The organism is Rhodococcus sp. USK10 (assembly GCF_019378875.1).
Taxonomy (GTDB): Bacteria; Actinomycetota; Actinomycetes; order Mycobacteriales; family Mycobacteriaceae; genus Rhodococcus_F; species Rhodococcus_F pseudokoreensis.
Map to the genome: position 1 here is coordinate 2,952,549 of NZ_CP076048.1, position 23,964 is coordinate 2,976,512.

The 23,964-nt window shown below is 65.9% G+C and carries 25 protein-coding genes; 17 read left to right on the top strand and 8 right to left on the bottom strand.

What is annotated here, in order from left to right; translation table 11 throughout:
- Window positions 1-118 precede the first annotated feature (118 nt).
- From I1A62_RS20625 to I1A62_RS20665, 9 genes are all read left to right on the top strand, one after another.
- A complete protein-coding gene (locus I1A62_RS20625; protein ID WP_219459605.1) occupies window positions 119-1,186 on the top strand; it encodes an amidohydrolase family protein in 1,068 nt (355 codons plus the stop codon).
- Complete coding sequence (locus tag I1A62_RS20630) at window positions 1,170-2,153, top strand: alpha/beta fold hydrolase (RefSeq protein WP_219459606.1); 984 nt, start codon at window positions 1,170-1,172, stop codon at window positions 2,151-2,153. Before I1A62_RS20625 ends, I1A62_RS20630 begins: the two co-directional genes overlap by 17 nt.
- A 92-nt stretch (window positions 2,154-2,245) precedes the next feature.
- Entirely contained in the window at window positions 2,246-3,493 is a 1,248-nt protein-coding gene (locus I1A62_RS20635) for an MFS transporter (protein ID WP_374710800.1), read from the top strand.
- Window positions 3,494-3,587: 94 nt separating this feature from the next.
- The gene (locus I1A62_RS20640; RefSeq protein WP_219459608.1) at window positions 3,588-4,784 is read left to right on the top strand and encodes an NAD(P)/FAD-dependent oxidoreductase; all 1,197 of its coding nucleotides are present in this window, start codon (window positions 3,588-3,590) and stop codon (window positions 4,782-4,784) included.
- A gap of 11 nt (window positions 4,785-4,795) precedes the next feature.
- Window positions 4,796-5,074, top strand: a complete 279-nt coding sequence (locus tag I1A62_RS20645; protein WP_124393317.1) for a hypothetical protein — start codon at window positions 4,796-4,798, stop codon at window positions 5,072-5,074.
- 46 nt (window positions 5,075-5,120) lie between these two features.
- Window positions 5,121-6,434, top strand: coding sequence for a Rieske 2Fe-2S domain-containing protein (locus I1A62_RS20650; protein ID WP_124393318.1), 1,314 nt, complete (start codon window positions 5,121-5,123; stop codon window positions 6,432-6,434).
- 50 nt (window positions 6,435-6,484) lie between these two features.
- The gene (locus I1A62_RS20655) at window positions 6,485-6,988 is read left to right on the top strand and encodes an aromatic-ring-hydroxylating dioxygenase subunit beta (protein WP_219459609.1); all 504 of its coding nucleotides are present in this window, start codon (window positions 6,485-6,487) and stop codon (window positions 6,986-6,988) included.
- A gap of 44 nt (window positions 6,989-7,032) precedes the next feature.
- Window positions 7,033-7,368, top strand: coding sequence for a non-heme iron oxygenase ferredoxin subunit (locus I1A62_RS20660; protein ID WP_219459610.1), 336 nt, complete (start codon window positions 7,033-7,035; stop codon window positions 7,366-7,368).
- A gap of 44 nt (window positions 7,369-7,412) precedes the next feature.
- Window positions 7,413-8,195, top strand: coding sequence for an SDR family NAD(P)-dependent oxidoreductase (locus tag I1A62_RS20665; RefSeq protein ID WP_219459611.1), 783 nt, complete (start codon window positions 7,413-7,415; stop codon window positions 8,193-8,195).
- A gap of 153 nt (window positions 8,196-8,348) precedes the next feature.
- On the opposite strand, the gene I1A62_RS20670 is transcribed toward I1A62_RS20665, so the two are convergent.
- The 4 genes from I1A62_RS20670 to I1A62_RS20680 all read right to left on the bottom strand — a co-directional run bounded on the left by I1A62_RS20670 (window position 8,349) and on the right by I1A62_RS20680 (window position 11,547).
- Entirely contained in the window at window positions 8,349-8,897 is a 549-nt protein-coding gene (locus tag I1A62_RS20670) for an RES family NAD+ phosphorylase (RefSeq protein WP_257890850.1), read from the bottom strand.
- 65 nt (window positions 8,898-8,962) lie between these two features.
- A complete protein-coding gene (locus I1A62_RS20675) occupies window positions 8,963-9,487 on the bottom strand; it encodes a hypothetical protein (RefSeq protein WP_219461301.1) in 525 nt (174 codons plus the stop codon).
- Between the two features lie 821 nt (window positions 9,488-10,308).
- Window positions 10,309-10,437 (bottom strand): hypothetical protein, encoded by a 129-nt coding sequence (locus I1A62_RS46420; RefSeq protein ID WP_257890852.1) that lies wholly within the window; start codon window positions 10,435-10,437, stop codon window positions 10,309-10,311.
- A gap of 732 nt (window positions 10,438-11,169) precedes the next feature.
- Window positions 11,170-11,547 (bottom strand): serine recombinase, encoded by a 378-nt coding sequence (locus tag I1A62_RS20680; RefSeq protein WP_219459613.1) that lies wholly within the window; start codon window positions 11,545-11,547, stop codon window positions 11,170-11,172.
- 319 nt (window positions 11,548-11,866) lie between these two features.
- Here I1A62_RS20680 and I1A62_RS46425 point away from each other — a divergent pair, with 319 nt between their 5' ends.
- From I1A62_RS46425 to I1A62_RS20695, 4 genes are all read left to right on the top strand, one after another.
- Complete coding sequence (locus tag I1A62_RS46425; protein ID WP_009476095.1) at window positions 11,867-11,989, top strand: hypothetical protein; 123 nt, start codon at window positions 11,867-11,869, stop codon at window positions 11,987-11,989.
- A gap of 991 nt (window positions 11,990-12,980) precedes the next feature.
- Window positions 12,981-13,901, top strand: a complete 921-nt coding sequence (locus tag I1A62_RS20685; RefSeq protein ID WP_219459614.1) for an LLM class flavin-dependent oxidoreductase — start codon at window positions 12,981-12,983, stop codon at window positions 13,899-13,901.
- A 34-nt stretch (window positions 13,902-13,935) separates the two neighbouring features.
- Window positions 13,936-15,276 carry a CdaR family transcriptional regulator gene (locus I1A62_RS20690; protein WP_219459615.1) on the top strand — a complete coding sequence of 447 codons (1,341 nt, stop codon included), beginning with the start codon at window positions 13,936-13,938 and terminating at the stop codon, window positions 15,274-15,276.
- The gene (locus I1A62_RS20695; RefSeq protein ID WP_218267810.1) at window positions 15,273-15,983 is read left to right on the top strand and encodes an SDR family NAD(P)-dependent oxidoreductase; all 711 of its coding nucleotides are present in this window, start codon (window positions 15,273-15,275) and stop codon (window positions 15,981-15,983) included. Before I1A62_RS20690 ends, I1A62_RS20695 begins: the two co-directional genes overlap by 4 nt.
- A 9-nt stretch (window positions 15,984-15,992) precedes the next feature.
- On the opposite strand, the gene I1A62_RS20700 is transcribed toward I1A62_RS20695, so the two are convergent.
- Entirely contained in the window at window positions 15,993-16,790 is a 798-nt protein-coding gene (locus tag I1A62_RS20700) for an SDR family NAD(P)-dependent oxidoreductase (RefSeq protein WP_219459616.1), read from the bottom strand.
- Window positions 16,791-16,912: 122 nt separating this feature from the next.
- On the opposite strand from I1A62_RS20700, the gene I1A62_RS20705 reads away from it, so the two are divergent.
- Entirely contained in the window at window positions 16,913-17,953 is a 1,041-nt protein-coding gene (locus tag I1A62_RS20705; protein ID WP_219459617.1) for a phosphotransferase family protein, read from the top strand.
- A 10-nt stretch (window positions 17,954-17,963) separates the two neighbouring features.
- Here the strand turns inward: I1A62_RS20705 and I1A62_RS20710 are convergent, their stop codons facing one another.
- Both I1A62_RS20710 and I1A62_RS20715 read right to left on the bottom strand, forming a co-directional pair.
- Complete coding sequence (locus I1A62_RS20710; protein ID WP_219459618.1) at window positions 17,964-18,980, bottom strand: NADPH:quinone oxidoreductase family protein; 1,017 nt, start codon at window positions 18,978-18,980, stop codon at window positions 17,964-17,966.
- Window positions 18,981-19,000: 20 nt separating this feature from the next.
- Complete coding sequence (locus I1A62_RS20715; RefSeq protein ID WP_219459619.1) at window positions 19,001-19,453, bottom strand: MaoC family dehydratase; 453 nt, start codon at window positions 19,451-19,453, stop codon at window positions 19,001-19,003.
- 151 nt (window positions 19,454-19,604) lie between these two features.
- On the opposite strand from I1A62_RS20715, the gene I1A62_RS20720 reads away from it, so the two are divergent.
- The 3 genes from I1A62_RS20720 to I1A62_RS20730 all read left to right on the top strand — a co-directional run bounded on the left by I1A62_RS20720 (window position 19,605) and on the right by I1A62_RS20730 (window position 23,319).
- Window positions 19,605-20,846: an acyl-CoA dehydrogenase family protein gene (locus tag I1A62_RS20720; protein ID WP_219459620.1), complete on the top strand. Its 1,242-nt coding sequence runs from the start codon at window positions 19,605-19,607 to the stop codon at window positions 20,844-20,846.
- 129 nt (window positions 20,847-20,975) lie between these two features.
- On the top strand, window positions 20,976-22,274 hold the full coding sequence (locus I1A62_RS20725; RefSeq protein WP_219459621.1) for an MFS transporter: 1,299 nt from the start codon (window positions 20,976-20,978) through the stop codon (window positions 22,272-22,274).
- A gap of 28 nt (window positions 22,275-22,302) precedes the next feature.
- Window positions 22,303-23,319, top strand: coding sequence for a hypothetical protein (locus I1A62_RS20730; protein WP_219459622.1), 1,017 nt, complete (start codon window positions 22,303-22,305; stop codon window positions 23,317-23,319).
- 68 nt (window positions 23,320-23,387) lie between these two features.
- Here I1A62_RS20730 and I1A62_RS20735 read toward each other — a convergent pair whose 3' ends face one another.
- On the bottom strand, window positions 23,388-23,936 hold the full coding sequence (locus I1A62_RS20735; RefSeq protein WP_072937118.1) for a TetR/AcrR family transcriptional regulator: 549 nt from the start codon (window positions 23,934-23,936) through the stop codon (window positions 23,388-23,390).
- Window positions 23,937-23,964: the final 28 nt, after the last annotated feature.

Consider the following 23,964-nt stretch of genomic DNA (forward strand, 5'->3'; position numbering starts at 1 on the left):
CCGGAACAACAGCGGCCGCAGCCGCACCGAGCCCCTAACGTTCCCTCCGTCCGGCTTGCCCGACGACGCGGGCAGGCCGGACGGAACAAGCCACGGATGCGCGCGAAAGGAGACCCTTGTGGTTCCACCCGGCACCATCGATGTGCATGCGCACTACTTCCCCCAGGACGCACCTCCTGCCGACGTCATCGCAGGTTTTCCAGAAGCACCCCGAATGGTGCTCGATTCTCCCGCGGAGGGACGGCTCGTCCGCGGATCCGAAGACTTCCGCGCCGTCCGGCGCGCCCTCTGGGATGTGCCGGCGCGCCTGGAGGACATGGATCGCGCGGGCGTCGGGGTTCAGGCGATTTCCCCTGTTCCGGTCACCCTGGAGTACGGCGCCGCGCCGGCACCCTTCGCCGCGTACTGCCGGTGGATCAACGAGTCCATCGCCCGCGCAGTGGAAGACAGCGATGGCAGGCTGATCGGAATCGGAACAGTTCCCCTCTTGTCTCCTCGGGACTGCCTATCCGAACTTCACTACCTGTCCGCAGTTCTGGGACTGCGTGCGATCGAGATCGGCACCCGGATCAACGGGATGGAATTGGACGACCCGGCACTCGAGTACTTCTTCGATGCGGTCGACGGTCTCGGACTCGCCGTAATGGTCCATCCCGTTGACGGCGGCGGTGGCGCGGTACGCCGTTCGGGGTTCACTTACGACTTCGGACTGGGGATGCCCTCGGATACCGCGTTGGCGGCTACCGCGCTTGTCTTCGGCGGGGTGCTGGACCGTCATCGACGACTACGCATAGCCATGGTCCACGGGTGCGGCACCTTCCCCTGGGCATACCCGAGACTTCGCCTCGGCGCCCACTTGGCCGCCACACACGTCCCAGACGATCTGGATCGCCTCGTATCACGCCTCTACGCAGACACATTGGTCTTCGACCCGGGGCTCCTGCCTGCGTTGGTACACCGCTTCGGCCCGAACCAGATCCTGCTCGGCAGCGACCACCCCTTCATCCCGGGCCAACCTGGAGATGGACTGGCGGACTTGAACTCTGCGGCAGAGCATTTGCCGCCCGGCACCGTGCCGAGAATCCTCCGCGAGAATGCGCTCGAATTTCTCGGACTGGCATCCGGCGCACTCGTCACCGACCACTTCTCACCGATAAAGGAAGATCATCATGGCACTCACTGCTGAAAATCTCGTCGACGTTCCCGGCTTGGCCAGCCGTTGGGTCCGACTGGCCAACGGCGCCCGCGCCCACTATATGACCGCCGGCACGTCGGGCCCCGCCGTCATCCTGCTCCACGGCGGACTGCCCGGCTCATCCGGCCTCGCGGGATGGCGATTCATGGCCCCATACCTCGGCGAGAACGGTTTCCGCGTCTATTGCCCCGACATGCCCGGATTCGGCCTGTCCGATACTCGTGAGGAGTATTGGCCGGACGGCATGGAGTCCTTCGTCGACTTCATCGACCAGTTCGCCACCGCTCTGTGCCTCGACGAATTCCACCTCGCAGGTAACTCCATGGGCTGCATGAACACGGTCAACTACACGGTTGCACACCCGGACAAGGTCACGAGCTTCATTCTGATCGCGGGAGATGTCGGCGACGTGGTCCCGGAGCACTTGACCCCGCCGGCGGGCGAGTTCCGCCTCACCGCCTACGACGGCACACGCGAGGGAATGCGCACGATGATGGCGGCGATCATCCATCGCGGTGAGGCCATCAGTGAAGATCTGATCGACATGCGTTACCTCTCCGCGAGAGACCGGATGGACGCGCACGCGAAGTTCTGGCCCACTCTCCTGCAGTACCGGCGGATCACGGACTGGACGGACGAGAATCGCGCCGCCCGTCTGGTCACCAAGGGGCGCCTCGACCGGTTGAGCACTCCGGGGCTCTACCTCTACGGCCGCCAGGACATCCTGACACCGGTCGAGTGGGGGTACGTCCAGGAAGACCACCTGCCCAACGTTCAGTTCTTCTATCCCGACGAGTGTGGCCACCAGGGCCAGACCGACCGACCGGACCTGTTCAACCCGGTCTTCCTCGAATTCTTCCGCGACGGGAAGGTTTCCGGAGATCTCGCCGACGCCGCCGGCGTCTCCGATCGCCGACCCGAACTGCCACTGATCGATCGCTCCCTGGTCTCTGCTTGATTCTCCGATGACAACCGATGGCCGACGCCGGAATCCACGATCCGGCGTCGGCCATCGGTTGTTTCCGCCTCCGCGAATCCAGGAAGAGTCCGATGCCCCGACCGCAGTCCGTACCGGCTGAAATATCACCACCTGCTCCGGCAAGATCGCTGCGAGCCGGGCATCGCGACCGGAACTGGTTTTCACTCTGTGCGGCAATGTTCGTGGTCGCGTGGGGCGGCAATCAGTTCACTCCGCTACTGACCATGTACCGGGCGGAACGCGGGTTCAGCGAACTCGCCGTGAACACACTGCTGTTCGCGTATGTCATCGGCCTGATCCCCTCGCTCCTCCTCGCGCATCGGCTGGCCGCCCGCTGGGGCACCCGGACTCCCCTCGTTCTCGCCGTATCCGTCAGCGCGCTGGGTTCGATCCTGGTCGCGGCCGGGTCACACGACCCCGCACTGATGTTCGCCGGGCGAATGTCGACCGGCATGGCTCTGGGGATCGGAATGGTGGTCGGCGGGCTGGCGCTCGACTCGCTGACCACGACACCCGGCCGCGCTCCACGAGCGTCGGCCATGAGCCTGACGAGCGGCTTCGCGATGGGTGCAGGTGCCGCGGGCGCCCTCGCCCAGTGGGCTCCCACACCGGCCACCGCGCCTTTTCTGCTGCACGGGGTGCTCTGCGCAACAGGAGCCGTGCTGATCACGCGATCGCCGACGAACAGCACGGTGCAGGCTCGGCCAGAACCGTTGGAGAGGAATCGAATACCACCTCCCCGCGCATTCCACCTCCTGGTGATACCCGCGGCACCGTGGATCTTCGGCGCCCTCGGCATCGCCTACGCGGTGCTCCCGCCCATCGTGGCGCCTCAGCTGAAAGGCTTCGACACGGCGTTCTCCGGACTGCTGTGTCTACTGAGTTTGGGACTGGGCTTCGTCGCGCAGCGACTCGTCGGGCGCACGGCGGGACGATCGGGCCCGGCCCGCAGGATCGGACTGACACTCTTCGTGGCCGGCACGCTCGCCGCCGCCGTTGCCGCCGCAACCGCGTCGATCTGGCTGGTCGTGGTCGCGGCATCCGTGCTGGGCATCGGATACGGATTGACGTTGGTCGGGTGCTTGCGTGACTGCGAGCGATTGGCCCCGCCCGGCCGGCTGGGGACGATGACCGGCCGGGTCTACTGCCTGGGTTACCTGGGGTTCGGACTACCGACGGCGATCGCTTGGCTGCACAGTTCCCATGCGATCGGCACGCCTGCAACGTTGCTGGGCGTGGCGTCGGCAGCCGTCGCCGCAAACGTCGCAGGTGCCGTCATTCTGCGGATCCTGTCGCGGACGCGCGTCAGTCGACGCTAGCCGGGCTCCATGCTCGCCGACTCGTCACCAAGTTCCGGTTCCAGCGGCCGGAACTGCACACCACCCGGGCGTGATACGTGGCTACGTTTCGACTATGTCCTTCCTGATCGTCGGCGCCTCGGTTGCAGGCACCAGAACAGCAATCGCATTGCGGCAGCGCGGGTTCGCCGGGCGCATCGTGCTCCTGGAGAGCGAGGAGCACTGGCCGTACGACAAACCCCCTCTGTCCAAGGACCTCCTGGCCGAGGGACACGCCACGGATGTTCCGCGGCTCCTCACACCCGAGCTCGCAGCGGAGTTCGCCCTCGACGTCCGGCTGGGCGTGCGAGCCACCGCTCTGGACCCGGTACGGAGGGTGGTAGTCACCCACACCGGTGAGCAGTTCGCGTACGAGCAGTTGGTGATCGCCACCGGTGCTCACGCACGCACTCTCCCCGTTCCCGCCGTGCCGGCGGGGGTTCACACGCTGCGAACGCTCGACGACGCTACGGCTCTGCGAGAAGCGCTCACCGGCAGACCGCGGGTGGCCGTGGTTGGCGCAGGCTTCATCGGCGCCGAATTCGCGTCCGCGGCGCGGGGGCGCGGCCTCGACGTCACCCTGATCGAGGCACTCGAGATCCCGATGAGTCAGGTTCTCGGCGACGAGGTCGGACGCGAGATCGCGTCGATTCACACATTCGGCGGTGCCCAGCTCATCACCGGAGCGCGGGTGGAGTGTTTCCGGGGCAGTGAGCACGTCGAGGGCGCCGTCCTTGCCGACGGAAGCGAAGTACCGGCGGATCTCGTCGTCGTCGGCGTCGGCGCAGTACCCAACACTCAGTGGCTCGAGGACAGTGGGCTTCCCATCGACGGCGGGGTGCACTGCAGCGACGCCTTCGAGGTGGAGGGATTCCCGTCGATCTTCGCCATCGGAGACCTCGCCCTGCGTCGACATCCGCTGCTGGGAGTCCGGGCGCGCATCGAACACTGGACCAACGCCGGCGAACAGGCCGACGCGGTCGCCGCGATCGTGACCGGTGCCGAACCCCCTGCACCGCAGCTTCCGTACGTGTGGTCGGACCAGTACGGCTCCCGGATCCAGATAGTCGGGAGGCCCTCGCTCGGTGAACTCGCCCATCGCGAGGGGGCGATCGCGGAGGGCCGCTTCCGTGCCGTCTACACCGACGCCGACCACAACCCGATCGCCCAGGTCAGCGTCAACGACCCCAGAGCAGTCGCTGCGTTCCGCAAGAACCACCGTCGCGGCGGGAGTCTCGCGGACCTCGTCGGCGAACAGACACCGGCCCGATAAGGAAGGCACCCATGCGTCAGATCCAGCATTTCAAGGGTGGTCCGGACAAGATCCTCCACATCGAAACCGAGGGTTGCAAGGTCAACGTGATCATCGGGACCCACGACCTCAGCAACGAAGTCTTCACCACCGTGGAAATCCTGCCCGCCGAACCGGACGACGACGGACGGAACTGGATGGCAATCGGCCCCACCGCCGTGCTGGTCGTCCCGGCCACCGGCTCTGATCCCGACAGTTGGCTCTTCCGGGACCTCACCACCACCGATCCCAGCGTCGCCGACCACCACTGACTCACGCCGCCGGCGCGGCCCTCACTCACCAGAACGGATCAGCCCCATGACCGCAGAGCACTTCATCATCGACGACCGTGAGAACAACCTTTTCCGGGTCAACCGTGAAGCCTTCACTTCCGAGGACGTGTTGCAGCGCGAGCGCAAAGAGATCTTCGACAAGACGTGGCTGTACGTAGGACACGAGTCCGAAATACCCGGCAAGAACGACTTCCAGACCCGGGACGTCGGCGGCCGACCGGTGATCTTCAACCGCGACCGCCACGGTGACGTCCGGGTTCTGCTCAACACCTGCCTGCACCGCGGATCCTCCGTCTGCCGGCACAGCTCCGGCAATGCGAAGATCTTCACCTGCTTCTACCACGGCTGGGCGTACCGGAACTCGGGCGAGTTGGTCAATGTGCCCGGCAACGAGGACTACAAGAGCGAGCCGGCTGCCGTGTACAAAGGTTTGCAGTCTCCGGCGCAGGTGGACTCCTACCGGGGGCTCTACTTCGTGAACTTCGATCCCGACGCGCCTGATCTGCTGACGTACCTCGGCGACGCCCGCTATTTCATCGATCTGGCAGCCGATCAGTCCCCCGAAGGCGTCGCGATCCTGGAGGGAACCCACAAGTACTCGCTCAAAGCCAACTGGAAGCTCCTCGTCGAGAACAGTATCGACGGGTATCACGCCAAGTCCGTTCACCACACCTACTTCGAAATGATGATGGAGCTCGGTGCCACACCACCGATGCTGGGCAAGGAGACCGTCAACGGTGTGGCGCCCGCCGGTATGGGTACCGAATTCCCCAACGGGCACGCAACATTGATGTATCCGGCCAACGGACTACCCCTGGCCACCGACAGCGTCAAGCGGACCCTCGCCGACCTGCGGTCGCAGGCTGAACAGTCCTTCGGTGAGAACTATGCCAACGCGATGTTCGGCTTGGCGCGAAATTCGGTGTTCTTCCCCAGCCTCATCCTGATCGATCTCAGCTTCGGTTTGACGCTGCGCACGTTCTACCCGGTGAGTGCATCGGAGACACTCGTCACCGGCTGGCAGATCATCCCCAAGGGTGTCGACGAGGAGTTCGTCAGATACCGCATCAACAATGCACTCACCTTCTGGGGACCGGCGGGTCTCGCAACCCCCGACGACGTCGAGGCCCTCGAACAGGCGCAGAAGGGGTTCGGTGCACGCGGCGAGGTCGGCTGGTCCGACGTGTCCAAGGGAATGGGCAAGCCCGTGCCGGCGGCCAACGACGAACTGCAGATGCGGTCCTGGTGGCGGGAATGGAACCGGCGCATCACCGGACAGCAACTCCCCACCGAAGGCACGTCGTTCGTTCCCTTCGACAAGCAGGCTGCCGACGCCTGACCTCGTTCGATAAGCCGCACATCCGCCAGTCACCTCAGAAGGACACCCCTATGACTTCCGTGTCAGAGACATCCACCATCACGACGCGTAGCGCGGTCGAGGAATTCCTCTTCCACGAAGCGGGCCTGATCGACCAATGGCGGCTCGAGGAGTGGCTCGACCTGTTCACACTCGACTGCACGTACGAGGTGCCCGCCACGGACCGGCCGGACGCGGACCCCGGTCTCACGTGGTCACTCATCCACGACGGCCGCACCATGCTCGAGCAGAGGGTGATTCGCCTCAAGAAGCCGGAGGCGCATGCCGAATTTCCCCATTCACAGACCAGTCGGATCATCGGGAACGTGCGAATCCTGACGCAGAGCAACGAGTCGATTTCCGTCACAGCCAATTTCATCATCAACCGCGCGAAAGCCGGCAAGTTCGACACGTACGTCGGCCGCTACGACTACGACCTGGCACCTCGAGGTTCCTCCTTCCTGATCCGCAGGAAGCGGGCCGTTCTCGCTCACGACATGCTCGATCCCCAAGGCAAGATCAGTTTCATCATCTGAACCGTCACCGCGCACCGTATCCGCGCATCACGAGAGGGCCGATCATGGCACCGGAAATATCAACCAAAGCACTGATCTTCGCGTGCAACGAGGAGGATCTGGCCGACGGCGAAACCCTACGCTTGGACGCCGAGGGTGGGATCGCCGTCTATCGCGTCGACGGCGAGTTCTTCGCGACATCCGACTCGTGCAGCCACGAGAAGTGGTCGCTCGGCGAGGAAGGCGAACTCGAGGGGCACGAGGTACTCTGCACGCTTCACATGGCCCGCTTCGATGTCCGTACCGGAGCACCCCTGTGTTTTCCCGCGGTGCTGGCGTTGACGAAGTACCGGACCGTGGTCACCGACGGTCGGGTGTACGTAGCACCGAACGAAGACTGAACACTCTCGTGTCCAACTTATTCCAGCGGAAGGCAGTACCCCACATGAACAGATTCAAGGGCCGGACTGCGGTTGTCACCGGGGGCGGCAGCGGCATCGGCCGCGCCATCGCCGTGCGACTCGCAGACGAGGGGGCGGACCTCGTCCTCGGAGACATCAGTGCCGACGCGGTGGAGGCGGTGGCCGAGCACCTTCGCCCCGGCAACGCGGCGTCGGTGACCACCATCGTCGGAGATCTCTCACAACGTGAGGACGCCGCCGAACTCGTCCGACGGACTGTCACCGAACGCGGCGCTGTAGACGTGCTGGTGAATTGCGCGGGCGGTGGCGTCATCCTTCCCACCTTCGACCACACCGAGGAAACCTTGCGGGCCACTATCGACCGCAACCTGTGGACGACCGTCTACACCACACTCGAAGCGCTGCCTCACATGGTGGACGCCGGTTACGGACGGATCGTGCACATCGGTGCCGAATCCGTACGCAACGGTCTGTACCGGCACGCGATCTACAACGCCGCCAAGGGTGGGGTCCATGCGTTCGGGACCGGACTGGCCCGAGAGTTCGCGCATTCCGGGATCACGGTGAACACGGTCGCCCCCGCGTGGATCGAGACACCGGAGGCCGCAGCCAAATTGGCGTCCGCAGCTCCTGAAGTGAAAGAAGACATGGCGGTCTTCGGCGCCCAGATGCGCAACCTCATTCCGATGAACCGCCCCGGGACCGTCGAGGAAGTCGCTGCCACCGTCGCCTTCGTCGCCTCGGAGGAGGCGTCCTACGTCACCGGTCAGGTGATCAGCGTGAACGGTGGCAGTTCGATGCTCTAGACGGAGCACGACGTCGAGGCGGCGAATCCCGGCTCGAGGTCGTGCTCTCGAATGCCATCGGCGTTTCGATCAATCCACCATTCACCGAGAACGTGACGGCGTGGAGTGCGGTGACACTCCCTCTGTCAGTCGAACCGAGCCGGCCCTGGATCGTCAGGTTGGCGGATCGAGGACCCGGACCGACCGCGGAAGCGGCTGTACCGCAATATCACAACGCTTCGCCGCCGCCATGAAAGACTCCGGGCGCGGGTCCACAGGCCAGGACACCTCACCGGCCGGACCGAACACTGCGGCCGCATTCGCCGCCGGGCCCGTGGTGAACCGCGTCCGATACCGGATGCCGTCGAACTCGACATCGAACGCCGCCGCCCACGACCGGGGAACGTCGTACGGTGTCATCGAACACAACTCCCGGGTGAGCCCGAACGCGGCAGCCGCGTCAGCGCAGGTGTCGGCGAGGTCATGGGTGCCCGGTACCCGGAGAGTTGACAGTGCCCGCTCGGCCGCGAAGTCGTGGGCGATCACCCCGAGCGATGCCAACGCCTCCCCCACCGTCTCCCGGATCGCCGTCGCCTCATCGAATGCGACGTAACACGTACCCCGCGGCGCGGACAGATCGAATCGTCCGCCACCCGAAGAGGAGAACCCCCACGGCCCATTCGAGACCCGGTGACCACGCTTGACCTGCCGCCTCCCAGTCAACCGCCAACCAGGAAACCCGGTGAGCGCGCGTGGTCCGGGCGCCAGAAGAGCAACGTCCTCACGGTTCACACCTCCCACCGCTGCACGTCCGCGCGGGCCGCCACCAGGACCGGGTCGACCCGGCCGCCCTCGGCCAACCAGCCCGCCGCGGTCTTACCGCCGAACGCATCCTGCGGTGCCCGCAGCCACAGCGCACACGTCCACGGGTCCGCCCCCGCACGCAGGACACGCCACACCTGCACCAGCGTCGGATCCACGGTGCCGCTGCTGGTGAACTGCCACACCGGATAGACCCACTGCCCCTCTTCGAGTTGGCAGGCGATCACGGCGTTGGTAGCGACCCTCTTGCTCACCGCCTGCCGACTGACATTCCACCAGCGAGTCAGCCCGGCCGTATCGTAAAACGGGCCCACGACCTGGTCATAGACATGATGGGTGGGAAGCGCAGCCGACATCGCATCAGCGATCGCCTGCACGTCCGCGAACGCGTCGGTGGGCACACCGGCCGCAGCGGCTGCAGCGAACGTGCGGTGCACACGCTGCGACAGCGCCTCCATCAATCGCTTCTCCTGCTCCACCAGCGACGTCATCACACCTACACCCACCCCTTGCGTCAACCTTGTCAACCATAATACCGCGTTATGCCGTCAACCACGTCAACCAGAGGGGTAGGCCCGATCACACCTCCCCGATCCACGGTCAAGTGCGGACGTCGATCTCGTCGCCGCCGATAATCGACCTCGACAGAGCGCTCCCCTCGACGTCGTCGAGGAGCCGGTCCCGGCCGGTCCCTCCGTGTGACCGAGGTTCTTGTTGCGGATGCCGCATCCGGTGGGGCGCTCCGCGCACCACACTCTGCGGGGCTCGTTCCGGCGTCGCGATTGCAGCGGTGGCGTCTACGATCAGAGACGGCAAACGCGCCAACTTCCCCTGACGGCGCGTGCTGGAGGGTCGATGGTTCACCTTGCAGGTTAGAAGCAACCGTCACCGCGCACTCGCGGTTTCAAACATCACGAGTCGAACGTGACTCATACACCACAAACTTGATCCCAAACCCGACTACGCCGCCTCGATCAGTCCTCTAGCGAGACGAATCTGCACCCTCGATACCGAGTTGGTCGCCAGCATGAAGGCACTCGATTCAGCCGTGAAGGCCGTCGCGCCGGATCTGTCCGAGTTGCCCGGCATCGGATTCGTCATTTGCGCCCTCCGCGCTAATCACATGGCCTCATCCCGACTGTGCCCGTTCGAGCCGCGGTCGCAGCCGCCACCGAGACCGGCGTTGTCACGCAGGTCGATAGGTTCGTGGGCCGGCGCGGGATCCGCGGCAGCGCCCGTACCAGACCCACCCCCATCGCAGGATCGCCCACCTCTGCCCTTCTCGACCCCCGGCGAGCTTGACCGGGTTTGATCAGCCGTCGACGTGAAACACCGCACGTCGACCGCGGTCGGCGGAACGACGCAACGCGGCCTGGATGAGGGCGGTGCCACCGATTCCGCCGGCGAGGACAAGGAGCAGTAGAGCGACATTGAGATTCACGGGACAGGTCCTCCTCGGGATGGGCCGGGTGTGGCGGGCGGTGCGGATCGTGATGCGGTAGAGCCCAGTTCGCGTGCAGGCGGCAAAGAGGGCGAAGGGGTGTCGGCGTTGTCGTCAGCGAACATCACGGCGAGTCGGGCCTTGATCTCCGCGGTGCTGATCGACCCGGCACCCGTGAGGGTCGACGATGTCCTGCGGTCGGATGTCACACTCATGATGGACGATTCCTGCCTTCGTCTAGAAATCAATTGGTTGGCTCCGAGTGCAGTCGGCCAGATCACGGACGGGCATGCAGTCACCCCACGAGAGAAGACCGCAACACCATCGCCGACCGCTACACCCTCACCAGCAAATAACGTGCCCATCGACGAGCCACGCGAACGGCGACGGGCCGGCGAAACTGTGAGTCACTCTGCCCGCGATCGACCAATCCGTCCAGCGCCCACGCTACGACGTCCGAAACACCTTGCCACCCATTAGAAAATCATCGAATTCTCCTATCGTTCAGTATTTTTCGCTGATAGTTCCCTGCCGGCCGTCGCCGATGTGGACGGACCTTCGCGGCACAGAGTGCGGGTACGCGGACACCTACCTCAGGGGACGCCACCGGACTGGATGACCTCGTCGGTGTCGGCGCAGCGTGCCCGATGACGGTGCAGACCCCAACGGTTCCGAATTCAACCCCAGGCTCACGAACTCATCGTCGAGTGACCGGTCGAGCCATTCTCTCGTTCACCTCACTGCCGCCGTCGTCGCGGATGTCTCTGCGAGCGGGGCCGGTAGACGCTGGCGCAACTTCGCTTCGTGAGCGTCGATCTTGGACCTCAACGATTTGCCTGCCTTGGCCACCCGGCGTCCGGCGACAGTCAGCATCGGTCGTGGAATCCCGATACCCATTACCGGGACGCCTGTCACAAAGTTCTCCTTGAAGAGAAACATCGAGGCGTCGACCACTTCGTCGTGGGTGAGCGCCGAGGCCACCCACCCGACCTCCGCTCCGATGGCATCCGCGTCCAGAATCGGGCTGCGATAACCCTCCGTTGTCTTCGCAAGAAGCCAACGCAGAACAGCGTCGCGAACCGCCCACTGACGATCGGTAGCTGCACTCACATTTCAGTCCTCCAAATAGATTCCACTAACGCTGCCCTGCACCATAACCATCGGTAAGAAATAATCAAGTCCCGTGAAATTTACTGCGCGCCTTGCACCTCGGAAGCTCCCGACTGGTGCTTCACGACGACCGGACCGGACAAAAGGGGGCGTAGCGCATCTCGGATCGGGGAACCGCCCGCCGAGGCACCACCCGACCCCTCGTCACGACCCGGCATCACCGATGCCGCCTCGCATTTCGTCCGCTGAACTGGACTTATTTCTTTTGTTGGGTATGGTCGACGTCAGTTCGCGGTTGCCGATTCGGAAAGGACCGACAATGGCCGACAAGTCCGCCGTCAAGAGTTCGAAACAGTCCGCACGTGCCCTCAAGGAGCGCCGGGCGGAGAAGCGAGAGAAGGCCCTCGAGTCCACTCAACTCATCCGAAAGCGGAAGAGCTGACGCGACACTGGCGTCAACACCGCATCCCGCCATCTTCTTCGCTGCCTGAGGATTGATGATGTTGCCGCGGGAACACGGCCAACATCCCTGACCCGCGCCCACATCAGAAGCAACAGCTTCGGAAGAGAACGGCTCGGAACGTGGAAATATTACCGACTGCACTCACTTCCATTTCTTACAGCAGCGAAAAGTCTCGCAAGACGTGACGAGTCCAATGGAAGCACGCCGCGGGTTTTCGGTTCTCCCTGCGTGTGACCACCTGATCGGGGGCCAACTTCCGGCCTCTGGCACGTCGTCCCGGCCTCTCCGTGGCCGGGACGACGTGTTTTCCGAAGTAGTTCAGGGTGAGTGAGACAAGGCCACTCACACAACGATATCCGGAGTGCCAGACCCGTCGAGAATTGATGGAACAGAAATGAATCGTCCTGGAATCGCGACCCCTCGGCCGGGCCCGACTTCACTGTCGCCGAGGAGACGACGGGCCCCACGCACAGTTGCCGGCGTTCCGACACATCGTCGATCGCAGCAGTCCCCCGATAGCGTTCGGCCTCGCACCCGATGGACAGCGCGCACCTGACAGCCCGCAACGCCCGTACGTCGGCCCCCGGCCACCTGCCTGTCGCTGTGGGAAGTACCCGGCAACGAACTGGTACCGGCCTGCGAGGTACTCACTCCCGACCACGCCGGCAGCCTGATCGACCGAACAATGACCCGCTCCGCGACGGCGGCAGCCGAGAATTCTGGGCCGCCAAAGCCGGCGCCCGGTCGATGCTCGTGGACCGATGATATGGGCACACCGAACCGAACCCGCCAGTCTCATTCGTTCGATTGCCGACACCACAAGATGTCGCCGCGATGAACTGCTGCGCCGAGCGAACCGCTGACGGCTGGGTGATCAACGGCCAGAAGACGTGGTGGGGCCTGCCCCGCCCCTTGCCATCGCCCCGCCGATAAGTTTATGGTCAGTCCATTCGCATGAAAGGAGATCAGGGTGTCGATCAGAGTGGGATTGTCGGTCACGGACGCACTCCTCGTCCCGAAACCTGCTGATCGGCGACTGCTCCTCGATTCCGCCGCGGAGGCGGGTCTCGACCACATCACGGTCGGCGATCACATCAGCTTCCACGGCGGAACCGGGTTCGACGGCATGGTGTCGGCGACGTCGGTGCTGTCGACCCACGACACGTTGTCGGTGGTCATCGGGGTGTACCTGCTCGGACTGCGGCACCCGATGCTCGCCGCCCGTCAGATCGCGACGCTGTCGCAGATCGCACCGGGCCGGTTGGTCCTCGGCGCCGGCGTCGGTGGTGAGGACCGCTCCGAGATCTCGAACAGCGGGGTCGACCCCAGCACCCGCGGCCGTCGCCTCGACGAGACGCTCGAGGTGCTGCGCGCCGTCCTCACCGGCGAGGAAGTGACCCATCATGGTGAGTTCTTCACCCTCGACCGGGCACGCATCCTGCCTGCGCCGCAGCCGGCGGTGCCGATTCTGATCGGTGGCCGCGGCGAATCCGCCATCCGCCGCACCGCCCGCTACGGCGACGGCTGGCTCGGCATCTTCTGCACTCCACGCCGGTTCGCCGAGACCCGTACCGCCATTCTCGATGCGGCAGCGAAGGAAGACCGGGCACCCGACTCGTTCGGCGTCAACGTCTGGTGCGGGCTCGACAAGGATGCCGCGGTCGCGGACCGGCTCGTCGGCGAGAAGATGCAGGCGTTGTATCAGTTGCCGCGCGACAAGTTCCGCCATCTTGCCCCCGCCGGAACACCCGAGCAGGTGGCCGAGTGGCTGAACTCGTTCGTCGAGGCAGGTGCGGACAACATCACGCTGGTACCGGCAACCGCATCGATGGAGGCGGCCATCGAGCATGCGGCGTCAGTCCGCACACTTCTGCTCACCCATCACAGCTGACCATGGCCCGGTAGACACGGAAGCGAGGACCACGATGTCCACCTCCGACGCCAATACCGGCCGTAAGCAGTTGCCGCTCAGCGTGTTCGACGAACTTCTCGACGACGCCGCGGTCGCGGTCGACTGCCTGTCCGCGATCGTCCGGGTCTGCGCGGAGGCCACCGGCAAGGCGGTGACCCTGTTCGACCGCCAGGGACACGTCGTCGCGTCCACCCGCCCGGAGGCCGGCAGGCAGACCACCTTCCCGCCCTTGCGCGACATCGTGCGCGGGCACACCACGACGACCCCGCCCAGTGCGGACCCGGTGCTGCTGCCCGCCGAACTCGGCACCGGGTTGTCTCGCCGGAAGATCCTCAGCGCCGTCGTCGAGCGCGGAGAGCACCTCGGATGGCTCGTCGTGGACGAACAACCGACGCCGTTCCATCCCACGGACGAGTACGTGACGTTGCGCTGCGCCCGCCGCATCGGAGCCCAGTTCCTCACCCAGCGCCGCATCACCCGAGTCGCGTGGAACGCGAGGTCGAACCTCGCCCGGCAACTCGTCCGGGGTTCCGGCGCCTGGAAAGACCTCGCGGCGGGCGCCGAGTACCTCGGCGTGAACGTCTACGCACGCCGAGCCCTGGTGTACGTGCGCGATTCCGAGGGCGCCCCCGACGATCTCGACCGTTCCCTCGCCGAGTACACCGAGCGCGCACTCGGCCTGGAGGTGCTGTCGACCCGGGGTTCCGAGGGGATCCTCCTGCTGATCGAGGCACCCGCGGGGGCGGCGTCCCCCGCGGTCGTCGGGCGCATCACGTCGACCCTCGAGGCCGCGACCGCCGAACTGAGCCCGGCGAGCGGACTGATCGCCGGGGTGTCGTCGGTGTACGAACCCGATTCCTTCGCCCGGGCGTACCGGGAGGCACGGGAGGTCGTGCGCTGCATCGACCGCTTCACCCACGGAACCCGGCACCGCGTTCTCGCCGTCGACGACCTGGGACCGGCCCGGCTCTTCCTCGCGAACGGCGAGGTCTCCGCGATCCGGCACTTCATCGACGACATGCTCGGCCCACTCCTCGACGACGACGCGGCAGCGGCGACCGAACTGATTCGCACGCTGGCCGTCTGGTTCGAGCAGAATCGCGGAATGCGCCGCACCGCCGCCCGGTTGGGTGTGCACGAGAACACCGTCCGCCTCCGGTTGTCGCGGGTTCACACCCTCACGGGACTCGACGTCACCGGAGACGCGTCCCATCAATTGAGCATCCAGACCGCACTTCTCGTCCTCCGGTTGCGCGATCACCCGGCCTTCCACCTCGAAAGCCGTTGCGCCGAAGCGCGGGACGACAACACCGTGCGCGCAGACGCGCTCCCCGACGAACGGAGATCCGCATGACCGACCCGCGCCGCCGCAAGGCACTCGTGACGGGCGCCGCACGCGACGGCAGTATCGGCAAGGCCATCGTGGCCCGACTCGAGGCCGACGGGATGGACGTCGTCACCCTCGACCGTGCACCCGGGTGCACCTACCGGGCCGACATCGCCTCCGACGAGTTGCCGGCCCTCGACGACATCGACGTCTATGTGGCCAACGCCGGGTTGACGACGATGTTCGGCGCCGCACACAGCATGTCGATCGACAAGTGGCGGAAGGATCTCGACGTCAATCTCACCGGGACGTTCCGGGTGCTTCAGCAGTGCCTGCCGGGGATGCGCGAACGACGGTACGGGCGTGTCGTCGTCATCTCCAGCACCGCAGGCACGCAGGGCATGCCGGCGCAGGTCTCCTACAGCACCACGAAGGCCGGCCTGCTCGGTCTGGTCAAGACGGTAGCGGCCGAGAACGTCTCCCTCGGTATCACCGCCAACGCGGTCCTGCCCGGGATGACCGCGAGTTCCGGCATTCTGTCGATGCCACAGGACATCCAGGACGCGTGGCTCGCGTCGATGCCCAACGGATTCGTCGACCCGGCCGACATCGCGGACGCCGTCGCGTTCTTCGCCTCCCCCACCGCCCGCAGTGTCACCGGCCAGTTCCTCACCGTCGACGGCGGCGATGGCCTCAACACCCGCACGGTCACCTCCTCGGTGGTACAGCGCTGATCGCAGCGCTCAGTTCACCAGCACGCCGCCGTCGACGGGAAGACTTACCCCGGTCAGATATCCGGATGCGTCGCTCGCGAGGAACACCACCACCGCCGCGACGTCCTCGGGATCGCCGATCCGGCCGAGCGGTATCCGCGCGTCGATGATCTTTCGCTTGTAGTTCTCGCTGTAGTGCGCTGTCGCCTCGGACGGAAACACCCCCGGCAGAATGGCATTGACACGGGTCCCGCTCGGTCCGAGTTGGGCGGCGAGGTCCCTGGTCAATCCGAGAACGGCCGCCTTGCTCGCGCTGTACGCGGCGGCGGGCATCTTCGCCGTCGTGAGAGCCATGACGCTGGAGACGTTCACGATCGAACTTCCCCGGCCCATCACCCGCGCGCACGCCTGGATCATCCAGTAGGAGCCGTGCAGGTTGACGTCGACGACGGACCGGAAATGGTCGGGCGGATCCTGCGTCACGTGATGGTATTCGCCGCCGGTGCCCGCGTTGTTGACGAGGACGTCCACCCGCCCGAATGCCTCGACGGCGGCTTCGACCAGGCGATCACACTGGTCCACCTGCGTCACGTCGGTCTCCACCGCCACCACGCGGGGGTTGTACTTCCGCACCTGCTCCGCGGTGTCTGCGAGTTTGTCGCCACGCCGCGCCCCGAGGACGACGTCGGCACCCGCGCGAGCCAGCGCGAGCGCGTAGGCCACGCCGAGACCGGACGACGCCCCGGTCACCACCACGACCTTACCGTGCAACGAGAACCGCTCCAGCCCAGCATCGTTCGAGTACCGGTATCCGCTGATCGATGTCATAGGCAAGCTCTACCACGCACCGGAGATCATCCGAAGCAACCGCCGAGGGAGCACTGTGGATTTCTTCAGTGACAGCGACGCGCGTGTTTGCGGTACCGGCCGACCGGCCCGATCGTGGAGACGTGACGGAATTCGACGTGAACACGCTGACCACACGGGCGACGGCCGCCGCGGATCGCCGATGGCCGGGAGCCGCGATATCGGCGCCCTCGGCACTGCCGGGCGGCGTGTCGAGCCTGACCTACCGAGCGGTTCTCAGCCGCCCCGGCCTGCCCGACGCGGGCATCGTCCTCAAGATGGCACCCCCCGGACTGGAACCGGTCCGCAACCGCGACGTCTTCCGGCAGGCGCGGATCATCCGTCTCCTCGGCGCGGCACCCGGCGTCCGGGTGCCGGCGATCCTCTTCGAGGAGAGCGGAACACCCGAACGGCCACCGTTCTTCGGCATGACCCTTGTCGACGGACAGTCCTACGAACCTCTCCTCGACGAAGCCGGCTCCCCGCCTTCCGCTGACACGGTTGCCGTCCGCGCCCACGGAGCCGCAGGGATGCTCGCGCGGATGCAGAACCTCGACCCCGTCGCGCTGGGAGTCGGGAACGAACCGGTGGTCCCGATCGCGGAGGAACTCGCGCGTTGGCAGCGCCTGCTCGACACCGTCGACGACGACATCGCGCCTCGTCACGCCGAACTGCACGCCGCGCTGGCGGACCGGATCCCGGCACCGGTCGCTCCCACGCTGCTGCACGGCGACTACCGACTCGCGAACATGCTGTTCGCGGGCGAGGATCTCACCGCGATCATCGACTGGGAGATCTGGTCGGTCGGCGATCCCCGCACCGATCTGGCGTGGTTGCTGATGCACACCGACCCGGTCCACCGGTTCCGGCGCTCGCGGTCGGCGGCCGACGTTGCGGCGGGAACCGGGATGCCGTCGCGCGGCGAACTCCTGGCTGCCTATAGCGCCGAGCGTGACGGCCCGATTGCCGACCTGGACTGGTTCCTGGCCTACTGCCACTACAAGACGGCGTCGACGATCTCGGTGTTCGTCAAACGCAACCGGCGGCGCCCCGACCCGGACCCCGCCCTGGTCGTCGCCGCGGAGAGCCTCGCCGAGGTCGTCGAACGAGGGCTGGCCGTCCTCGGCGCCCCGGCGGTTCCCTGAGTTCGTGCCGTCAGGCCGACGGCACCACCTCCGTAACACCGCGAGGTACCACCTCGACGACGACCTTGCCGAGCGCGGCCCGATCGTCCAGCGCGCGCAGTGCGGTCGCCGTCTGGTCGAGCGGGAACGTGGCCCCGACGTACGGCCGGATCCGTCCTTCGGCGGCCAGCGTCTCGACGGCGTCCCGGACCATCCGCAGCGTGCCGGGATACTCGGTTTCCATGTTGTCCATGGTGATTCCCGTGACGGTGAGATTGCGGTGGAGCAGGCGGTTGACCTTGACGGTGGGAATCGAGCCGCCGGTGAATCCGACGACGACGAGTCGCCCGCCCTGGCGCAGTGCACGGAGCGAGTCGGTGAACCGGTCGCCGCCCACCGGGTCGATCACCACGTGCACGCCGCGCCCGTCGGTGAGGTCGCGCACCTCGTCGAGCCACGGCCCGTCCGACCGCACTACCGCGTGCGCGCCGTGCCGGCGCGCGACCTCTTCCTTCCGGTCGCTGGACACGACCGCGATCGCTTTCACCCCGAACGTGTCCGCGAGGTCGAGCGCAGCGGTGCCCACCCCACCCGCCGCGCCGTGGACGAGCACGTACTCCCCCGGCCGAACCTGCGCCCGATGCAGCGCGTACCAGGACGTCGAGTAGTTCATGTAGAGCGCCGCGCCTTCGACGAACGACATCGACGGCGGGATCTTCACCGTGTAGTCGGGTAGCGCCAGAGCTCGCTCGGCGAGCGCGCCGTGCCACACGATTCCGCCGACCCGGTCGCCCGGCCGGAAGTCGGTGCCGACCGGTGCCTCGGCCACGACACCCGCGAACTCGCTGCCACACACATACGGTGTGGGCACGCCGTTCTGGTATTTCCCCCAGGTCTGCAGGGGGTCGATGAACGACAGTCCGGCGGCGTGCACGTCGACGAGTAGTCGCTGACCGTCCGCCCGAGGGTGGGCGCCGTGCGGTTCGGGCACCTCTGCCAACGTCACGGCCTCCGGGCCGGTCAGTTCCTCGACGACAACTGCGCGCATGAACGTCACTCTCCTCGTGTTCAGTGGAAGTAGGCCACGACCGCGTCTGCGACGCAGGCGGGTTTGTCGTGACCCTCGATCTGGAAGGTCTGCCGGATCGTGAACCGATATCCGCCGTCGATCGGCCGCGCATCCTGCAGTCGCGCCGTCATTCGAATCCGCGAACCGACCCGGACCGGGTTCAGGAACCGCACCGTGTCGAACCCGTAGTTGAGTCCCAGCGAGTGCCCGGTCATCTCGAAGACCTCGTAGAGAAACTTCGGCCCGAGCGAGAGTGTGTACATTCCGTGGGCGATCGTGCCGCCGAATCCGGCCTCCCGGCCCCGCTCGGGGTCGAGGTGGATCCGCTCGAAGTCCTCGGTGCCGTGCGCGAAGGCCGTGATCCGGTCCTGGGTCACGGCGTACCAGTCCGTCGTGCCGAGGTCGGTGCCGACCCGCGCAACCAACTCGTCGATCCCGTTCAGCTTCAGCATGGCCGCATGCAACCACGGCGACCACGCGCACCACCGGAACCGTCGATCCGGCACTGGAGAAATCAACAGTGCGGCGCGGTGGCCTCGTGGCCGTGGGTGCCGCCGCTCCCTACCGTCCGATGCATCAGGAAACCGAAGCGGAGGACGCCCCATGGACTGGACCATTCCCGACGATGTGCAGCAGTTCGTCACCGACCTCGACGCGTTCATCGATCGCGAGATCACCCCGCTCGAGGCCAAGCACCCGCAGTTCTTCGACCACCGCCGGGAGTATGCCCGCACCGACTGGGAACGGGACGGGTTCCCCAAGCAGGAGTGGCGTGAGTTGCTGCTCGAGGCGCGGCGCCGATCCGACGCCGGCGGGTTCTTCCGGTTCCCGTTGCCCCGGGCGCTCGGCGGCAACGACGGGAGCAACCTCGCGATGGCCGTCGTGCGCGAGCACCTCCTCACCCGGGGCTCGGGTCTGCACTTCCCGCACGCCGACGAGGCATCGGTGGTCGCGAACCTCCCCCTCGCGCTCGTGTTGCACGAATACGGCACCGCTGAGCAGCGGGAGCGGTACCTCGAACCGCTGATCCGCGGCGACATCGAGATCGCGTTCGGTCTCACCGAGCCTGGGCACGGCAGCGACGCGACCTACCTGGAGACGACGGCCCGCCGTGACGGTGACGACTGGATCATCAACGGGGCGAAGCGCTTCAACAGTCTCGTCGACTGCTCCGAGGTCGACCTCGTGTTCGCGCGCACGTCGGGGCAGGCCGGCAAGGCGGACGGGATCACCTCGTTCCTGGTACCGACGGACGCGCCCGGGTTCTCCGTGCCGTTCAACCACTGGACGTTCAACATGCCCAGCGACCATTCGGAGGTCCATCTCGACGACGTGCGGGTCCCGGCGGACGCAGTGGTCGGCGAGGTCGGCCGCGGCCTCGACTGCGCGCAGCTGTTCGTCCACGAGAATCGCATCCGGCAGGCGGCGTCGTCGCTCGGTGCGGCGCAGTACTGCATCGACCAGAGCGTGAAGTACGCGCAGGAGCGGGTCGTCTTCGGGAAGCCGCTGCACGAGCACCAGGGAATCCAGTGGCAACTGGTGGAACTCCAGACCGATGCGGAACTGATCCGCAACACGATCTACAAGACCGCGGCAATGATGGACGAGCTCGGGAAGACGGCTGTCACCGACAAGGTGGCGATGGTGAACCTGCGCAGCAACCAGCTCGCCTGCCGCGCCGCCGATCGCGCGATCCAGATCCACGGCGGCGTCGGATACTCCCGCCACAAGCAGTTCGAGCACATCTACCGCCACCACCGCCGCTACCGCATCACCGAGGGCACGGACGAGCTGCAGCTGCGCCGGATCGCGAGCAGGATCTTCGACTTCTCGTCCCATCGCTAGTCACCCTTTTGGACTGTCCTTTACTTTGGCCTGTCCATATGGTGTTATCTGTGACGGAGGCCACTCACCGTGGATCCCCTGCGCGGCATCGCCGCCCCCGACTACCGATATCAATCGACAGGAGCTTCCATGAGCGCAGTCGGCACGACTGGGTTGCAGGCGCCCACGCGGCATCTGAACCGCTGGTGGTATGTCGTTACCGGTTTCATGACACTGCTGTTCGGCACGACAGCGGTCAACGTTCTGTTCAACATCCTGGGCAAGCCCATGACCCAGGAGTTCGGCTGGGAACGCAGCGTCATCAGCAACGGCCTGTCCATCGAAACGGTGCTGGTGGGCATCAGCATCGTCATCCTGGGCTTCCTCATCGACCGGTACGGACCCAAGATCCCCTCGGTCCCGATGTCACTGGCGTTCGGAATCGGCCTGATGCTGATGTCCGCACTGCCGAACAATCAACTCGTCTTCTACCTGCTCTGTGTGGTGATCGGCGCCGGAGCGGGCGCCGTGAACCCGGTCGCGCACTCGACCGTGGTGAGTGCGTGGTTCCAGGACCGGCGCGGCATGGCGCTGGGCATTCTCATGGCCGGCCTCGGCTCCTGCGGTGTACTGATGCCGTATCTAGCCAACTGGATGCTCGGCATCGGCGGATGGCGCTTGGCGTTCCTGGTCATCGGCGCCCTGTGCACGGTCATCCCGGCCGCCGTCTACGCCTTCGTCACCCGGATGCCGGCCGAACACGAGGCCGAGCGCATGGCCGCGCGCCTACAAGGCCGGACGGCCGGGGAGTCCCTCCTCACCGTGGCCCGGAAGTACCGGCAGTTCTGGCTGCTCTCCATCGCCATCTTCCTGGTGTCGTCGGCAACCTTCGGGTTGATGTCGCAGATCGTGCCCATGACCACCGACAAGGGCATCAGCCAGGGCACCGCCGTCTCGATCCTGTCCGTCCTCAGCCTGGCGTCGGTTTCCGCCCGCCTGCTGGTCGGCTACCTGTTGGACCGGTTCTACGCCCCCGCCATCGGCTCGATCATCTTCGCGTTGTGCGCGGTCGGCGTCTTCCTGATGATCACGTCGTCGCAGACCGGCCTGCTGTTCGTCGGCGCCGTCCTGATCGGTCTCGGCCTGGGATCCGAGGGTGATCTCGCCGCCTACATGGTGAGCCGATACTTCCCCAAGCACTCCTACGGCCGGGTGCTGGGATTCATCTACTTCCTCTACGCGCAGGGGTCGGCATTCGGCATCTTCCTGCTCGGACAGGTCTACAGCGCCACCGGTTCCTACCGTGCCGGAGCGCTGCCGATCATCGTGCTGGTCGGTGTCGGGATCGTCTGCCTGCTGCTGATGGGGTCCTACCGCTTTACCCTCGATCACAAGGAGGTCGACGCTGTCGACGAGACATCGGCGCCGAAGTCGCCGGTCTCCAGTTGATACCCACCGTCGACCAGAAGGAGTACGCATGACCGACGGATTCCACGACGCCCTGGTAACCCGGGCCACTGCTGACATGCCGGAGAGGTTCTTCGACCGGTTCATGTTCAACCTTCATCCGGACGGCGCCGCCGCGCCGTCGGTGATCCTCGGCGCCGGGGTCTATCCACCGCGGAACGTCGTGGACGGTTTCGTCGTCCTCACCACGGAGACCGAGCAGCGCAACCTGCGCTTCTCCACCGAGCACGACGCCACCGACGCCGCCTCCGTCGGGCCGCTGAAGTGGGAGACGCTCGAGGACAACACGACCTGGCGAATCCAGCTGGGTGAGAACAAAACCGGACTCGAACTGGACCTGGTCTGGCGCGCCCGGGCACCGTATTGGCTCGGATCGGTGGATGTGGAGAACACCGACGGAAACGTCACGTCGTTCGACCATCTCTTCCAGCCCGGCCGCTACGAAGGCACTCTCACCCTCGACGGGTCCACCACCGACGTCGGCGGGTGGTACGGCCTGCGGGACCGCTCCCGCGGGGTACGCACCATGTCCGGCGGACAGGGCCTGCACATCTGGTACCAGGCACAGTTCCCGGACCGCACGTTCGGGTTCTTGCTCGTCGAGGACCGTCGAGGTGGCCGAATTCTGCTGGAAGGCGCCGTCATGCACGACGACGGCCGACTCGACGACATCACCGACGTCCGGCACGACCTGGCGTTCGCCGCGGGCAACGACCTCACCGGGGGAACGATCGAGGTCGTGACGGCCGGCGGCGCGACCTACCGCATCGGTGCGGACGCCTCCGCCGGCGGTGGCTACATGGCGGGCGGTGGCTACGGCGGACACCACGGCAAGGTCCGTGGCCGCGACTTCCAGGAGTTCGACGTCTATCCGCTCGACGGATCCGTCGGGCCGACGACCCTCGACTCGGCCCTGACCGACCGGTGCTGCACGTTCGAGTGGAACGGGCAGACCGGCTACGGAATCTTCGAGTTCGCCCTGTCGCGGTCGTCGTCCTACACGTACCGCTCCAGCATCGCGACCTAGCCCGAAGCTGACTCTGCCCCTGCATCTACCGATAGGTGCAGGGGCAGAGTGCTACTACCGGTGTGCTGTTACCGGAAAGCGTCCAGGCCCTCGCTCGCCATCCTCACCATGTGATCGGCCAGCCCGGCGGTGCGAGTCACCTTGGCGGGCCAGTACGCGATCGAGAAGATCATGCCCAGGCAGGATTGGGTGGCCACGGAAACCTCCGCCGGTGACGCGGCGGGGATCGACCGCGCCACCGCGGCCTCCCACCCCTGGACGTACTGCTTGCGCCGGCGGTTGATCGCCTTCCGCCACGGATCGACCAGCGACCGGTCTTCACGCTGGCTGACGTTCACGAGATGGCGGTGCCGGGCAGCATAGAGGGCGTGGTGGCGGATCATCCGCTGGAGATCGAGATCCGCGTCCTCGTGTACCGGTTCGGTGGCGCCGATCAACTCGTCCATCGCCTCGTCGAACAGGGTGGCCAGAATCTCGTCCTTGCCTGAGAAATGACGATAGATGGCAGGACCGCTCAGCCCGGCACGGGAGCCCAGTTCATCGACACTCGTGCCGTGAAAGCCTTTTTCGTAGAACAGCTCTGCGGCGGTGTCGAGGATCTTCCTGTTCCGGTCCACAGCTGCATTCTAGCACTCGTTGTTAACG

Bases quoted from the DNA above. Each gene is read 5' to 3' on its own strand.
- I1A62_RS20635 (WP_374710800.1), top strand. From the start codon at position 2,246: ATGCCCCGACCGCAGTCCGTACCGGCTGAAATATCACCACCTGCTCCG.
- I1A62_RS20655 (WP_219459609.1), top strand. From the start codon at position 6,485: ATGACTTCCGTGTCAGAGACATCCACCATCACGACGCGTAGCGCGGTC.
- I1A62_RS20710 (WP_219459618.1), bottom strand. From the start codon at position 18,980: ATGCGCGCAGTTGTCGTCGAGGAACTGACCGGCCCGGAGGCCGTGACG.
- I1A62_RS20715 (WP_219459619.1), bottom strand. From the start codon at position 19,453: ATGCTGAAGCTGAACGGGATCGACGAGTTGGTTGCGCGGGTCGGCACC.
- I1A62_RS20660 (WP_219459610.1), top strand. From the start codon at position 7,033: ATGGCACCGGAAATATCAACCAAAGCACTGATCTTCGCGTGCAACGAG.
- I1A62_RS20640 (WP_219459608.1), top strand. From the start codon at position 3,588: ATGTCCTTCCTGATCGTCGGCGCCTCGGTTGCAGGCACCAGAACAGCA.
- I1A62_RS20695 (WP_218267810.1), top strand. From the start codon at position 15,273: ATGACCGACCCGCGCCGCCGCAAGGCACTCGTGACGGGCGCCGCACGC.
- I1A62_RS20700 (WP_219459616.1), bottom strand. From the start codon at position 16,790: ATGACATCGATCAGCGGATACCGGTACTCGAACGATGCTGGGCTGGAG.
- I1A62_RS20690 (WP_219459615.1), top strand. From the start codon at position 13,936: ATGTCCACCTCCGACGCCAATACCGGCCGTAAGCAGTTGCCGCTCAGC.
- I1A62_RS20645 (WP_124393317.1), top strand. From the start codon at position 4,796: ATGCGTCAGATCCAGCATTTCAAGGGTGGTCCGGACAAGATCCTCCAC.
- I1A62_RS20725 (WP_219459621.1), top strand. From the start codon at position 20,976: ATGAGCGCAGTCGGCACGACTGGGTTGCAGGCGCCCACGCGGCATCTG.
- I1A62_RS46425 (WP_009476095.1), top strand. From the start codon at position 11,867: ATGGCCGACAAGTCCGCCGTCAAGAGTTCGAAACAGTCCGCACGTGCC.
- I1A62_RS20630 (WP_219459606.1), top strand. From the start codon at position 1,170: ATGGCACTCACTGCTGAAAATCTCGTCGACGTTCCCGGCTTGGCCAGC.
- I1A62_RS20675 (WP_219461301.1), bottom strand. From the start codon at position 9,487: ATGACGTCGCTGGTGGAGCAGGAGAAGCGATTGATGGAGGCGCTGTCG.
- I1A62_RS20650 (WP_124393318.1), top strand. From the start codon at position 5,121: ATGACCGCAGAGCACTTCATCATCGACGACCGTGAGAACAACCTTTTC.
- I1A62_RS20720 (WP_219459620.1), top strand. From the start codon at position 19,605: ATGGACTGGACCATTCCCGACGATGTGCAGCAGTTCGTCACCGACCTC.
- I1A62_RS20665 (WP_219459611.1), top strand. From the start codon at position 7,413: ATGAACAGATTCAAGGGCCGGACTGCGGTTGTCACCGGGGGCGGCAGC.
- I1A62_RS20730 (WP_219459622.1), top strand. From the start codon at position 22,303: ATGACCGACGGATTCCACGACGCCCTGGTAACCCGGGCCACTGCTGAC.